Raw genomic sequence first — 13,556 nt, forward strand, 5'->3', positions numbered from 1 at the left:
CGGGCTTTTCTTCGTCTGCCGTGAGCGATTTCGCGGCTGCCAAACACTGCTCTGCGTGGGTTTGCATCCAGGCATAGCCTGCGCAAATCGACCACCGCCAGCTCCAGCCGCTTGGTGCCGTGGCGCGCAAAGCCGACCTGGGCGCGGGCGTCGCAAGTCCTCGGATCGTTCGCAAAAAACGGCGGGAACAACCGTCAATGGACCGCTGCCGCACCCACGGCGCAGCGCTCAGAATTCAGCGGTCCTTGCTGTGGTGCTCATGCAGGTACACCCGGTCGTCCACGCTGGAGAAAATCACGGCAAACACGATGCCCAGCGCCGCGCCCAGAATGGTGTCCAGCACGCGCTCGACCGGCATGCTCGCGGCCACCGCCGGCGATGCCAGGTAGGTCATGAGCAGCGCCATGGGCGTCACGGTGATCTGGCCCAGGGCGTAGTTGTAGCCAATGACCACCTCGGTCAGAAACTGGAACACCACGATGGCCGCCACCACCATCCAGAACGATGGCTGCTGCGCCAGCATGGCCCAGACGATGAACGAGCCCACGATGGTGCCCGCCATGCGCTGCAGCGCGCGGTTCATGGTGATGTGCAGGTGCCCGCCCTGCAACACCGACACCGCACCGATCGCCGCCCATGCAGGATGCTGCCAGCCGGCCATGAAGGCGATCCAGGCGGCCAGTGCGGCGCAGGCCGTGATACGCCCGGCGGCAATCCACTGGTGCGACCAGGGGGCCACATGTGCGGGCGGCAAGCGCAGCGCCTTGAGTTCAGGGGCACGCCACCGGTCGGTCACCAGACAGGTCAACACGGCCACCACGCCGCCGGCCAGGGTAGCCAGCACCCGGGCCAGAACCTCTGCGCCACTGCCCACGGGGTGGTAGGCCGCCCCGGCGGCAAACACGATGATCACCGCCCCGGGACCGCCCAGCCCCCACCACGACACCGCCACAGTGGCCGCGCCGGCCACCAGGGCCAGCGCGAACGCCATCATCCACGGTGGCGCGCCCGCCCACGATGCGAGCGAAGGCACCAGCACCCCCAGCGCCAGCAGCAGCGCGCAGATCACAACGATGCGCATGCGCCGCTCCACCGTGGCGAAACGCCCGAACAGGGCCGCCAGCGCGCCCAGCGAGGCAAAACCCACCAGCTGGGGCCAGGGCGAGAAATGGGTGGCCACGATGGCCAGCAACACCGCCAGCGCGGCCTGAAAGCCGGCAATCGCAAAGATGCGCGGCGAAGGCGGCGCGCCGATGGCCATGCTCTCCCGCCACTGCGCCGGGCTGACGAGATGGCGCGCAGAAGTGCCGTGCGAGGCACCGCGGTGGCGCCGGGATTTTCTTGCAGGTGTATTTTTATCGGTCATGGATAGCCTCGTTCCTGGCAACTGGCACGGTCACTCCACCACCGTCAGCTTGGCCACCGACAGCGCCAGCCACTTGGTGCCGTGGCGCGGAAAATTGACCTGCGCGCGCGCGTCATCGCCCTGGCCTTCGATGGCCAGCACCTTGCCTTCGCCGAACTTGGTGTGGAACACGTTGATGCCCGCGCGCAAACCGTGGGAGGGTGTGGCTTTCTGCGCCGGCACGGGCGGACTGGCGAAGGTTTCTGGCTTGAAGCCCAATGAGTTTCTGGCACCGGATGGATAGGCGCCACCAGATCCTGAATTAGGAGCATACGAGCCAAACCCCTGCTGTCTGGGTGTGATCCACTTGAGGGCCTGTTCGGGCAGCTCGTCAAAGAACCGGCTTTTGATGTTGTAGCGCGTCTGGCCATGCAGCATGCGCGTCTGCGAGTGGCTCAGGTACAGGCGCTTGCGCGCGCGGGTGATCGCCACGTACATCAGGCGGCGCTCTTCCTCCAGGCCGTCACGGTCGCTGGCGGAGTTCTCGTGGGGGAACAGGCCCTCTTCCATGCCGCCGATGAACACGCCGTCAAACTCCAGGCCCTTGCTGGCGTGCACGGTCATGAGCTGCACGGCGTCCTGCCCGGCCTGTGCCTGGTTGTCGCCCGCCTCCAGCGCGGCATGGGTGAGGAATGCGGCCAGGGGCGAGAGGGTTTCGCCAGTGTCGGCGTCGATTTTTGGGTGCTCAATCCATTGAACCTTGATCGGAGGCCGGATTGCCGCGACCGCAGCGCGAGAACGCCTTTCTGCCGCTTTCTTGCTGCGTAGTCTAGCCCTCCGCACTTCCAGAAATTCACGCCTAATCAACCTAGCCAAACCTGCAACATCGTTCTTGAGAAGTTCCACCTTATTTTCGGACAGCTTCTCTTCCGATTCATATCTCGCACTGTAAGCGCCGGGGTACGCCTTTGCAAAACACCCGGAGCCAAATCGCAGCACTCGATCACCACTCTCCACGATATGCACTTTGCTATGCACATATCGTGTGCATTCAGGACATTCGCACTTCACCTTATCGCTTTTTTCTACAGTCACAATCGCCAAAAGTGGTGACGCTCCAAGCTCCTCCGTTAGTTCGCGATCCAAAGCCTCATCAGTCTCTTCCGTCTCGTCATCCAATGACAACGACTCTTGAATTAGCCCCTGGCTGGCTGGGCTTTGCGTCAGAGCCGTGCCGTGCTCGTCCAGCGGCAGGGCCACCGCGTCGCGGCCAAAGCCCTCTTGCGTGACGAAACTCTCGGCGGCGTTGACCAGTTCTTCCAGGTTCTCGATACGGTCTGCGCCTTCCTTCTCGGTGCGGAAATGCTCCACCAGCCCCGTGGATTGCAGCATCTGCTCGATGATGCCGCGCAGGTTCAGCCCCTGCGTCTGCTCGCGCAGCACGTCCACCATGGCGACAAACGCGCCCAGGTTGGCGCCCGCCTTGCCGGGCACGGCGCTCACCGCGTCGTGCAGCGAGCAGCCAGCGGCGCGGGCGGCGTCCTGCAGCACCTCGATGCTGCGCGCACCGATGCCGCGTGGCGGAAAATTGACCACGCGCGTGAAGCTGGTGTCGTCGTGCGGGTTCTCCAAGAGGCGCAGGTAGGCCAGCGCGTGCTTGATTTCAGCGCGTTCGAAGAATCGCAGGCCGCCGTACACGCGGTAGGGCACGCTGGCATTGAACAGCGCCGACTCGATCACCCGGCTTTGCGCATTGCTGCGGTAGAGCACGGCGATTTCCTTGCGCTCAAAACCGTCGCTGCGCACCAGCTGCTTGATCTCATCGACCATCCACTGCGCCTCGGCCAGGTCGGAGCTGGCCTCGTACACGCGCACGGGCTCGCCGGCGCCCTGCGTGGTGCGCAGGTTCTTGCCCAGGCGGCGGCTGTTGTGGCTGATGAGGGCGTTGGCCGAATCGAGAATGTTGCTGTAGCTGCGGTAGTTCTGCTCCAGCTTGATCTGGCGCTGCACATCGAACTCGCGCACGAAGTCGGTCATATTGCCCACGCGCGCGCCACGGAAGGCGTAGATGCTCTGGTCGTCGTCGCCCACGGCGATCACGCTGCCACGCGCTTCAAAGTGCCCATCGACCTCGTTGCCCGCCAGCTGCTTGAGCCAGGCGTACTGCAGCTTGTTGGTGTCCTGGAACTCATCGACCAGGATGTGCTGGAAGCGGCGCTGGTAGTGCTCGCGGATGGGGTCGTTGTCGCGCAGCAGCTCGTAAGAGCGCAGCATCAGCTCGCCAAAATCCACCACGCCTTCGCGCTGGCATTGTTCTTCGTACAGCTGGTAGATCTCGACCTTGCGGCGTGCATCGCTGTCATGGGTCTGCACGTCGCCGGGGCGCAGGCCTTCTTCCTTGCAGTTGGCAATGAAGTAGGCCAGCTGCTTGGGCGGAAAGCGCTCGTCGTCCACGTTGTGCTGCTTGCACAGGCGCTTGATGGCCGAGAGCTGGTCCTGCGTGTCGAGAATCTGGAACGACTGCGCCAGGCCCGCCGCCTTGTGGTGCGCGCGCAAGAGCCGGTTGCACAGGCCGTGGAAGGTGCCGATCCACATCCCGCGCACGTTCACCGGCAGCATGGCCGACAGGCGCGCCACCATTTCCTTGGCCGCCTTGTTGGTGAAGGTGACGGCCAGGATGCCGCCGGGCGTGGCGTAGCCGTTTTGCAGCAGCCAGGCGATACGGGTGGTGAGCACCCGCGTCTTGCCCGAGCCCGCCCCCGCCAGGATGAGCGCATGGCCGGCGGGCAGCGTGACGGCAGCCAGTTGCTCGTCGTTCAGGCTGGCTAGGAGGGGCGATGCGGCCGAGGCCGCACCGGCGTGTGGGGGCACCAGAGGTTCTGGCGCGCCGGAAAACGGGTCTTGTGGGAACATGGGGCCATTGTAGAAAGCACCCCACCCGTCCATGAGAAGCCTGGCTTTCACCCTGACCGCCCTGCTGGCACTGCACAGCCCCCCGCTGGCGGCGCAAGCCAGTTGCAGCAGCGACGGCGCACCGCGCCCCGTGGCCTTGTTTGAACGCTTCATCAGCGCCGACTGCGAGGCCTGCTGGAGTGATCCCAGCACGCCAGCGCCCGGTTCGGACGCGCTGGTGCTGGACTGGATCGTGCCCGGCACCCTCGGCGACGATGCACCCCTGTCGGCCGCCGCCAGCGCGGATGCCCTGGGCCGTTTGCAGGCGCTCGGGCGCCAGGTGCCTGCCACCACCGATGTGCACACCGCACCGGTAGCGGGCGCATCCTCTGGGCGGCTGCGCGTGGCGCATGGCATGGCCTTCAACGACTACCTGGGCACCTCCATCGCATTCACGCCGGTGCGGGCGGCCGCTGGGCGCAACGCGCCATCGGCCCCGTGGCGCTTTTTCCTGCTGCTGGTGGAAACCGCGCCTGCAGGTACCGAGGGCTCGCCCGTGGCCCGGAATATTGCCCGCAACCTGCTCCAGGGCCTATGGAATCAGCGCGAGCATCCATCACAAGCAGAGCCAAAGCGCTGGATGGAGGCACGCCCCATGCGCATCCCCGAAGGCGCCCGGCCCGAGCGCCTGCGCGTGGTGGGCTGGGTGCAGGATGCGCAGGGACGGGTTGTGGCTGCGGCGCAGTCGCACTGCGGGGCGCAGCCTGGCGGCCAGCAGGGCCATGACGAAAATCCCGCGCGCGGGTAGAATCAATCACCGGGCCCAAGTTTCTTGCAGCCCGGTTTTTTGTGCCTGCGCACCGCAGGGTCCGGTGCAGCCACCACGCCAGCACCCACGAAGCCGGTTTTCAAGCCAAGCGCCCATCGCGCCGGAAATCCTTCCGCTGCGACCCTTTCACAGGAGCTTGGAATCTCATGGAAATCTTCGACTACGACAACGTTCTTTTGCTGCCGCGCAAATGCCGCGTGGAAAGCCGCTCGGAATGCGACGCCAGCGTGGAGCTGGGCGGCCGCTCATTCCGCATCCCGGTGGTGCCGGCCAACATGAAGACGGTGGTGGACGAAAAGATCTGCACCTGGATGGCACAGAACGGCTACTTCTATGTCATGCACCGGTTTGATCTGGACAACCTGCAGTTCGTGCGCGACATGCACGCCAAGGGCTGCTACGCGTCGATCTCGCTGGGTGTCAAAAAACCCGATTACGACACCGTGGACCAGCTGGCGGCCGAGGGGCTGTGCCCGGAATACATCACCATCGACATCGCCCACGGCCATGCCGACACGGTGAAGGCCATGATCAGCTACCTCAAGGAAAAACTGCCCCGGGCCTTTGTGATCGCCGGCAACGTGGCCACGCCCGAAGCCATCATCGACCTGGAGAACTGGGGCGCCGATGCCACCAAGGTGGGCGTGGGCCCAGGCAAGGTGTGCATCACCAAGCTCAAGACGGGCTTTGGCACCGGCGGCTGGCAGCTGAGCGCGCTCAAGTGGTGCGCGCGCGTGGCCACCAAGCCCATCATCGCCGACGGCGGCATCCGCAGCCATGGCGACATCGCCAAGAGCATCCGCTTTGGCGCCACCATGGTGATGATCGGCTCGCTGTTCGCGGGCCACGAAGAATCACCCGGCAAGACCGTGGAGGTGGACGGCGAGCTTTTCAAGGAGTACTACGGCTCGGCCAGCGATTTCAACAAGGGTGAATACAAGCACGTGGAAGGCAAGCGCATCCTGGAACCCATCAAGGGCAAGCTGGCCGAGACGCTGATCGAGATGGAGCAGGACGTGCAAAGCTCCATCAGCTACGCGGGCGGCACCCGGCTGATGGACGTGCGCAAGGTGAACTATGTGATCCTGGGTGGCGACAATGCGGGCGAACATCTGCTGATGTAGGCCACGCGGCGGGTGCGTGCAAGGCGGCACTGCAAGCTCGCTGACAGGGAGCGTCAGCGAAAAAGACCATGATGGCGGCATAAAAGTAGCTGCCCAAGGATGCGCCCATGACCACCACCACACCGCTTCGCATTGCTGTTCTCGGCATTGGCATGATGGGTCTGCCCATGGCCCGGCGCCTGTGCGCGGCGGGCCACCAGGTGCACGCCTGGAACCGCACCCGCGCCAAGGCCGATCCGCTGGCATCCGTGGGCGCCACGGTGCACGACGCCCCTGCGGATGCAGTCCGCAGCGCCGACTTCGTCATCAGCCTGCTGGAAAACGGCCCCGCAGTGGACCAGGTGCTGTTCGCAATGGGCACGGCAAAGGCCATGCGTGTGGGCACCCTGTTCATCGACATGGCATCGATACAGCCCCGGGAAGCCCGCGACCACGCGGCCCGCCTCGATGAAATGGGGCTGGCCCATCTCGATGCACCAGTGTCCGGCGGCACGGTGGGCGCCGAGAACGGTACGCTGGCCATCATGGCCGGCGGCCGGGCGCAGGATTTTGCGCGCGCACAGCCCCTCTTCGCCATTTTTGGCCGCGCCACCCATGTGGGGCCCCATGGTGCCGGCCAGCTGGCCAAGCTGGCCAACCAGATGATCGTGGGCATCACCATCGGTGCGGTGGCAGAAGCACTGCTGTTTGCCGCCAAGGGTGGTGCCGACATGGCCAAGGTGCGGGAAGCCATCGGCGGCGGCTTTGCCGACAGCCGGATTCTTCAGTTGCACGGCCAGCGCATGGTGGACCGCGACTTTGCACCACGCGGGCGCATGACGGTGCAGCTCAAGGATCTGGACAACGCCCTGATCACCGCCCGTGAAATCGGTTTCGACGCCCCCATCACCACGCTGTTCGAGGCGCTGTACAAGGACGGCATCGAGCACGGACTGGGCCAGCTGGACCACAGCGGCCTGTTTGTGGAGCTGGCGAGTCGCAACGCCATGCAATAATTTTTTCGTTCCGCCTTGTCAGCACCAGAAAAAATGGTGCATAATTCGAGGCTCAGCAGCAATGCTGAAAGATTAAATAGTTTGGGTTCTTAGCTCAGTTGGTAGAGCAGCGGACTCTTAATCCGTAGGTCGAGTGTTCGAGTCACTCAGGACCCACCAAACTGGAAAGCCCCGCCTTCTTCAAGATGGCGGGGCTTTTTTATTTACCGGGTCTGCCAGGTCGACTGCATCGGCACGCGATGCGCCTGCACTCGCCCCATGGATGGACCCAGCTGCTGCGCCACCCCCAGGTGAAATCGCTCGTTGATAATGGACCGGCCCGGCACCGATCATGACGCCCCCGTCGTTTCCGGCCCCCTCTCGATCCATTGACTCCACCACTCCATGAACCCACAAGCCCGCCTGCTTTGGCCTGCACCCCAATGGGCGCTGGCCGTGCTGCTGGCTGTGCTGGGCATGCTCGGACCCTTTTCGATCGATACCTACCTTCCCGCGTTCTCGGGCATTGCTTCTGCCCTGGGAGCCACGCCGGTGGAGATGCAGCAGACGCTGTCTGCCTATCTGTTCGGCTTTGCCTTCATGAATCTGTTTCATGGCGCGCTGGCGGATAGCTTTGGCCGCAGACCTGTCGTATTGACCGGTATTGCGATGTTCACGCTGGCATCGGCCGGCTGCGCGCTTTCTCAGACCATTGGACAACTGGTGGTCTTCCGCGCGCTGCAGGGCCTGTCTACCGGCGCCGGCATCGTGGTGTCGCGCGCTGTCATTCGCGACATGTTTCCGCCCGCCCAGGCGCAGAAGGTCATGAGCCAGGTCACCATCTACTTCGGTGTCGCGCCAGCCATTGCCCCGATCGTTGGCGGCTGGCTGTTTGTGCATCTGGGCTGGCACAGCATCTTCTGGTTCCTGACATTGGTGGGTGTGGCGCTCTGGATCGCCAACCTGCGCTTCCTGCCCGAAACCCTGCAAGCGGACCAGCGCCAGCCCTTCAACATACCGCACCTCCTGCGGGGATACTGGGAACTGGGTTCGAGCATGCGTTTTCTCCTGCTGGCCCTCGCCAGCGGTGTGCCATTCAATGGCATGTTTTTGTATGTGCTGTCGGCCCCCGCCTTTCTGAGCGGCCACCTGGGGCTGGCACCTACCCAGTTTTTCTGGTTCTTTGGCCTGACCATCTGCGGCATCATGGGCGGCGCATGGCTGAGCGGTCGGCTGGCAGGACGCATTGCGCCCAAGCGGCAGATACGGCATGGCTTCGCGATCATGTGCGTGGTTGCGGTTGCCAATGTGGTCGCGAATACCGTTTTTGCAGCGCATGCGAGCTGGGCACTCCTACCCGTCGCCCTGTTCGCTTTTGGCTGGGCATTGATGGTGCCGGTGGTCACCCTGCTGGTACTGGATCTGCACCCGCACCGACGTGGCATGGCATCGTCCTTGCAAGCATTTGTGGGCTCTGCCGCCAATGGCGTGGTGGCCGGCGTGGTGGCCCCATTGGTGATGCACTCCACGGTATGGCTGGCTGTGGCGTCGCTGATGATGATGGGCGTCGGCATGCTGGCCTGGATCTGCGTGCACCATCGCTGGCCCGAGATTGGACGCAGCACCCCCGGGCATGGTTGACGGCACTGGCATGCTCCACTGCCAGCTGCCCTTCCACAATCGACCGGAATATCCCGCCCCCTTGAACGACCCACGACACAGATGACGCACCCAACCGGGCTCGACACAGATCGATGAAATGGGATCGATGAAATAGCCCAGTTGCTGCGCACGACCGATGCGTTCATGGCGCGCATCGGCCGGACCACCGCCACCGATGGCGAACAAAAAAGGGCTGACTCCTTGCGGAGCCAGCCCTTTTGAACGCTTGTCAGTGCGTCTGAGCAGCCAAATCAGCGTGCAGGGCGCGCAGGGCGCTTGCGGGCATCATGGGGAGCAAAAGGCTTGCCACCACCAGCGCCGGCTGGCTTGGAGAAAGCAGGCTTGCGGGGAGCGAAATCACCGCGGGGTGCGCCGGCGTCGCCACGGGGGGCAAAGCCACCACGGCCCGCATCGCCAAAGCCGGGCTTGCGGCCGTAGCCCTCGCTGTCGCGACGGGGGGCGCCGAAGCCGCCACGGTCATCACGGCCGGCATAGCCGCCGTTGCCACCCTGGTAGCCATCCCGGGGAGCGGAAGCACCACGGTTGTCGCTGCCACGGCCAGCGAAACCGCCGCCAAAGCCACCCCCGAAACCGCCACGGTCATTGCCACCGCGTGCGGGACCGCCAAAGCGGCCACGCGACGGGTTGTCACGGTTGTCGTAAGAACGGCCCGGGGCGCCACGGCCACCACCGAAATCGCCACCGCGTGGCGCCTGGGGCGAGCGCTGCGAAGGCTCCATGCCGGCAATGACGTCCGACTTGAACTGCTGGCGGCTGTAGCTTTCGATGTCGAAGATCTTGCGGCGATCGCGGAACTCGGCAAAGGTGATCGCCAGGCCATCGCGACCGGCACGGCCCGTGCGGCCAATGCGGTGGGTGTAATCCTCGGCCTTCATGGGCAGGCCGAAGTTGAACACGTGGGTGATGGTGGGCACGTCGATGCCGCGGGCCGCCACATCGGTGGCCACCAGGATCTGCACCTGGCCAGCGCGCAGCGCCATCAAGCGGCGGTTGCGCAAGCCCTGGCTCAGGGCGCCGTGCAGTGCCACGGCCGAGAAGCCTTCTTGCTGCAAGTCATTGGCCAGGCCGTCGCACTCCACCTGGGTGCTGGCAAACACGATGGCCTGGTTGATGGTGGTGTCGCGCAACCAGTGGTCCAGCAGCTTGCGCTTGTGCTGGGCGTTGTCGGCCCAGTACAGCACCTGCTTGATGTTGGCGTGCTTCTCTTGCGGAGAATCGATGGTCACCTTCTGCACGGACGAGCCGCCGTCGTGCATCACGCGCATGGCCAGTTGCTGGATGCGGGGTGCAAAGGTGGCACTGAACATCATGGTCTGCTTGCGCTGGCTGGTCAGCTGGTTCAGTTCGGCCAGGTCGTCCGAGAAGCCCAGGTCGAGCATGCGGTCAGCTTCGTCAACCACCAGGAACTGCACCTTGTCGAGCTTGATCTGCATCGAGCGCTGCAGGTCCAGCAGGCGGCCGGGGGTGGCGACCACGAGGTTGGCGTTCTGCAGCTTGGCGATCTGCAGCTGGTAAGGCATGCCACCCACCACGTTGGCCACGCGCAGGCCGCGGCAGTGCTTGACGAGGTCGATGGCGTCGTGCGCGACCTGCTGCGCCAGTTCACGCGTGGGGCACAGGATCAGGGCGCCAGGGGTGGCGGCCTTGAAATTGCGCGAGTTGGTGGGGTCCTTGCGCTTGGCGCGCTTGGGAGCGGGCTCGCCCCGGGCAGCGGCTTCGGCCACAGCACGCTCGAAGGCGGCGCGTTCTTCGGCTTCGGCCTCGGCCTGTTGCTGGATCAGCGTGTTCAGCACGGGCAGCAGGAAAGCAGCGGTCTTGCCGGAACCGGTCTGGCTGGAGACCATCAGGTCGATGAACTTGGTGGCGTCGTTGCCACCACCCATGGCCAGAGGAATGGCCTTGCGCTGCACGCTGGTAGGCTGGGTGTAGCCCAGATCGGCCACAGCTTGCACCAGTTCAGGCGCCAGTCCCAACTCGATGAAACCATTGGGCTCGGCAGTGACAGCCTCGCTGGTGGATTCCACAGAAGATTCAAGGGTAGGCTGCACGGCAATATCGGCAGCAATAGAAGTATCGGCAGGCGCGAAATCGCCCTGCACCAAGGAGGTGTCGGTCATGAATTTTTCTCTCACGAAGACGTTCGCAGGCGTAACCCGCGATGGCTTCGTCAATGGTTAAAAAACATCAACCATCAAACGAAACCTGCATGCGCTCTGGGCGGCATGCGGGTGGGCGTTGTTCGCCAGTCCTGCGCTGTCTGAGACAGCCGGCTGGCAAGCCCGGTGTGTGAGGGGAGATGCACAATCTGCGTACAGTTTCCTGCGCAGCCAGCGATTATCGCACAGTTAAGGGTTTCCCCGCAAGCCCTCTTTGAATTGCACCCACATGCCGGGCCATCAAACTGTCACTCGCCCGGCAATGCGGCGCCCGGCCGTCGTCAGACGGACAGCAGGTTCTTGCGATAGTGCGCCAGTTCGTCGATGCTCTCGTGCACATCGGCCAGCGCGGTGTGCTTTTGCGCCTTCTTGAAGCTGCTGTAGGCCTCGGGCTTCCAGCGCCTGGCCAGTTCCTTGAGGGTGCTCACGTCCACATTGCGGTAGTGAAAGAAGCGCTCCAGCTTTGGCATGTAGCGCACCAGAAAGCGCCGGTCCTGGCCGATGCTGTTGCCGCACATGGGCACCGTGCCCTTGGGCACGTAACGGGCCAGGAAATCCAGGATCTGCTGCTCGGCCTCGGCCTCGGTCACCGTAGAGGCCTTCACCTTGTCGATCAGGCCGCTACGGCCATGCGTGCCCTTGTTCCAGGCATCCATCCTGTTCAGCAGTTCATCCGCCTGGTGAATGGCCAGCACCGGGCCTTCGATGCGGGGCTCCAGCTGGGGGCCGGTCACGATCACGGCAATCTCCAGCAGGCGGTCGGTATCGGGCTCCAGGCCGGTCATTTCGCAGTCCAGCCAGACCAGGTTCTGGTCCGATTTGGAAAGCACGGGGGGTACGGGGTTGTTGGCTTCAGACATGGCGCGCATTGTCGCTGATGGCCTAAACTCGCCCCCTCATGCCCACGCCCGACGCTTTTTCGCCCTCCACCGCACTCACATTCGCCTTTGCTGCGATCGTCTGCGCTGGCCTGCTGCTCAAATTCTGGCTAGCCTCCCGCCAGATTCGCCATGTGGCCGAGCACCGGTCCAGCGTGCCCGAGGCCTTTGCCACGCGCATTGCGCTGGCCGCCCACCAGAAGGCCGCCGACTACACCATCACCAAGGCACGTTTTGGTCTGCTGGAGATGGCGCTCGGCGCCGCTGTCTTGCTGGGCTGGACGCTGCTGGGCGGCCTGGACGCCCTGAACCAGGCGCTGCTGGGCGCCCTGGGTGGCGGCATGGTGCAGCAACTGGCCCTGCTGGGGGCCTTCGTGGTCATCAGTGCCGCCATCGACCTGCCGGTAACGCTGTACCAGACCTTCGTGATCGAGCAGCGTTTCGGCTTCAACAAGATGACGCTGGCCCTGTGGCTGGCCGATCTGGCCAAATCGGCCCTCGTGGGCACCCTCATCGGTCTGCCCATTGCAGCGCTGATCCTGTGGCTGATGGGCGCTGCCGGGCCCTTGTGGTGGCTGTGGGCCTGGTGCCTGTGGATGGGCTTGAACCTGCTGCTGATGGTGGTGTACCCCACCTTCATCGCGCCGCTGTTCAACAAGTTTCAGCCGCTCGAAGATGAATCACTCAAGGCCCGCGTCACGGCGCTGATGCAACGTTGCGGCTTTGCGGCCAAAGGGCTGTTCGTCATGGATGGCAGCCGCCGCAGCGCCCATGCCAATGCCTATTTCACCGGCTTTGGAGCCGCCAAGCGCGTCGTTTTCTATGACACCCTGCTGCGCCAGCTCTCCCCGGGCGAAGTCGAAGCCGTGCTGGCCCATGAGCTCGGGCACTTCAAGCACCGCCATATCCTCCAGCGCGTGGCGAGCCTGTTTGCCCTGAGCCTGGTCGGTTTTGCCCTGCTCGGCTGGCTGTCCACCCAGGTGTGGTTTTATACCGGGCTGGGCGTGCGCCCCAATATCTCGCTGGACCTGTCCGTGGCTGCCGCGCCCAACGATGCGCTGGCCCTGCTGCTGTTCCTGCTGGCCGTACCCGTCTTCACGCTGTTCATCGCCCCGCTGTTTGCCCAGTTGTCGCGCCGCCACGAATTTGAAGCCGACGCGTATGCGGCATCCCAGGCCAGCGGTGCCGATCTTTCTTCGGCGCTGCTCAAACTTTACGAAGACAACGCCTCCACACTCACCCCCGACCCGGTGTATGTGAAGTTCTACTACTCGCATCCGCCCGCTTCCGAGCGGCTGGCCCGCATGCCCTCACCTGCCCGAGCATGACATCGATGTTAAAGAAAAAAGACTGGTCAGCGCTTACCCGCCGTGCGCTGACAGCCACAGAAATTGTGGCCAATCTGGCCAAGATCGAGGGCTGGTCCCTGAGCGGCGACGGCACCCAGGTGGCCATCGAAAAGACCTTTCATTTCGCCAACTACTACGAGACCATCTCGTTCGTGAATGCCGTGGCCTTCGTGGCCAACGCGCAAGACCACCACCCCGATCTGTCGGTGCACTACAACCGTTGTGTGGTGCGCCTCAACACCCACGACGTGCAGGGCATCTCCGCCACCGACTTCGATTGCGCAGCCCGATTCGACGCCCTGCTGGCATGAACCCTGCCAATCGTC

At 64.1% G+C, this 13,556-nt stretch carries 10 protein-coding genes and 1 tRNA gene; 7 read left to right on the plus strand and 4 right to left on the minus strand.

Features of this window, described 5'->3' with window-relative positions:
• Positions 1-235: 235 nt before the first annotated feature.
• Positions 236-1,366, minus strand: a complete 1,131-nt coding sequence (locus BLW02_RS04405) for an FUSC family protein (RefSeq protein ID WP_092697190.1) — start codon at positions 1,364-1,366, stop codon at positions 236-238.
• A 30-nt stretch (positions 1,367-1,396) separates the two neighbouring features.
• Complete coding sequence (locus tag BLW02_RS04410) at positions 1,397-4,258, minus strand: UvrD-helicase domain-containing protein (protein ID WP_092697227.1); 2,862 nt, start codon at positions 4,256-4,258, stop codon at positions 1,397-1,399.
• Between the two features lie 31 nt (positions 4,259-4,289).
• Between BLW02_RS04410 and BLW02_RS04415 the strand changes: the two genes are divergently transcribed.
• The 5 genes from BLW02_RS04415 (at position 4,290) to BLW02_RS04435 (ending at position 8,805) form a co-directional block, all read left to right on the plus strand.
• Positions 4,290-5,045: a hypothetical protein gene (locus BLW02_RS04415; RefSeq protein ID WP_092697191.1), complete on the plus strand. Its 756-nt coding sequence runs from the start codon at positions 4,290-4,292 to the stop codon at positions 5,043-5,045.
• Positions 5,046-5,212: 167 nt separating this feature from the next.
• Positions 5,213-6,190 (plus strand): GMP reductase, encoded by a 978-nt coding sequence (locus BLW02_RS04420; RefSeq protein WP_092697192.1) that lies wholly within the window; start codon positions 5,213-5,215, stop codon positions 6,188-6,190.
• A gap of 107 nt (positions 6,191-6,297) precedes the next feature.
• On the plus strand, positions 6,298-7,185 hold the full coding sequence (locus BLW02_RS04425) for an NAD(P)-dependent oxidoreductase (RefSeq protein ID WP_092697193.1): 888 nt from the start codon (positions 6,298-6,300) through the stop codon (positions 7,183-7,185).
• 83 nt (positions 7,186-7,268) lie between these two features.
• Positions 7,269-7,344, plus strand: a tRNA-Lys gene (locus BLW02_RS04430).
• Between the two features lie 225 nt (positions 7,345-7,569).
• Entirely contained in the window at positions 7,570-8,805 is a 1,236-nt protein-coding gene (locus BLW02_RS04435) for a multidrug effflux MFS transporter (RefSeq protein WP_092697194.1), read from the plus strand.
• Between the two features lie 272 nt (positions 8,806-9,077).
• Here the strand turns inward: BLW02_RS04435 and BLW02_RS04440 are convergent, their stop codons facing one another.
• Together BLW02_RS04440 and orn are read right to left on the minus strand one after the other, a co-directional pair.
• Positions 9,078-10,964: a DEAD/DEAH box helicase gene (locus BLW02_RS04440; protein ID WP_026435879.1), complete on the minus strand. Its 1,887-nt coding sequence runs from the start codon at positions 10,962-10,964 to the stop codon at positions 9,078-9,080.
• Positions 10,965-11,284: 320 nt separating this feature from the next.
• Positions 11,285-11,863, minus strand: coding sequence for an oligoribonuclease (gene orn / locus BLW02_RS04445; RefSeq protein WP_026435878.1), 579 nt, complete (start codon positions 11,861-11,863; stop codon positions 11,285-11,287).
• 38 nt (positions 11,864-11,901) lie between these two features.
• Between orn and BLW02_RS04450 the strand changes: the two genes are divergently transcribed.
• Complete coding sequence (locus BLW02_RS04450) at positions 11,902-13,209, plus strand: M48 family metallopeptidase (protein ID WP_092697195.1); 1,308 nt, start codon at positions 11,902-11,904, stop codon at positions 13,207-13,209.
• Positions 13,206-13,541, plus strand: coding sequence for a 4a-hydroxytetrahydrobiopterin dehydratase (locus tag BLW02_RS04455; protein WP_092697196.1), 336 nt, complete (start codon positions 13,206-13,208; stop codon positions 13,539-13,541). The genes BLW02_RS04450 and BLW02_RS04455 overlap by 4 nt, the downstream gene beginning before the upstream one ends.
• Positions 13,542-13,556 lie beyond the last annotated feature (15 nt).

It is taken from the genome of Acidovorax soli, from assembly GCF_900107605.1.
GTDB lineage: Bacteria > Pseudomonadota > Gammaproteobacteria > Burkholderiales > Burkholderiaceae_C > Acidovorax > Acidovorax soli.

Coding starts and splice junctions, on each gene's coding strand:
- BLW02_RS04425 (WP_092697193.1), top strand. CDS start 6,298: ATGACCACCACCACACCGCTTCGCATTGCTGTTCTCGGCATTGGCATG.
- orn (WP_026435878.1), bottom strand. CDS start 11,863: ATGTCTGAAGCCAACAACCCCGTACCCCCCGTGCTTTCCAAATCGGAC.
- BLW02_RS04440 (WP_026435879.1), bottom strand. CDS start 10,964: ATGACCGACACCTCCTTGGTGCAGGGCGATTTCGCGCCTGCCGATACT.
- BLW02_RS04410 (WP_092697227.1), bottom strand. CDS start 4,258: ATGTTCCCACAAGACCCGTTTTCCGGCGCGCCAGAACCTCTGGTGCCC.
- BLW02_RS04450 (WP_092697195.1), top strand. CDS start 11,902: ATGCCCACGCCCGACGCTTTTTCGCCCTCCACCGCACTCACATTCGCC.
- BLW02_RS04455 (WP_092697196.1), top strand. CDS start 13,206: ATGACATCGATGTTAAAGAAAAAAGACTGGTCAGCGCTTACCCGCCGT.
- BLW02_RS04405 (WP_092697190.1), bottom strand. CDS start 1,366: ATGACCGATAAAAATACACCTGCAAGAAAATCCCGGCGCCACCGCGGT.
- BLW02_RS04420 (WP_092697192.1), top strand. CDS start 5,213: ATGGAAATCTTCGACTACGACAACGTTCTTTTGCTGCCGCGCAAATGC.
- BLW02_RS04415 (WP_092697191.1), top strand. CDS start 4,290: ATGAGAAGCCTGGCTTTCACCCTGACCGCCCTGCTGGCACTGCACAGC.
- BLW02_RS04435 (WP_092697194.1), top strand. CDS start 7,570: ATGAACCCACAAGCCCGCCTGCTTTGGCCTGCACCCCAATGGGCGCTG.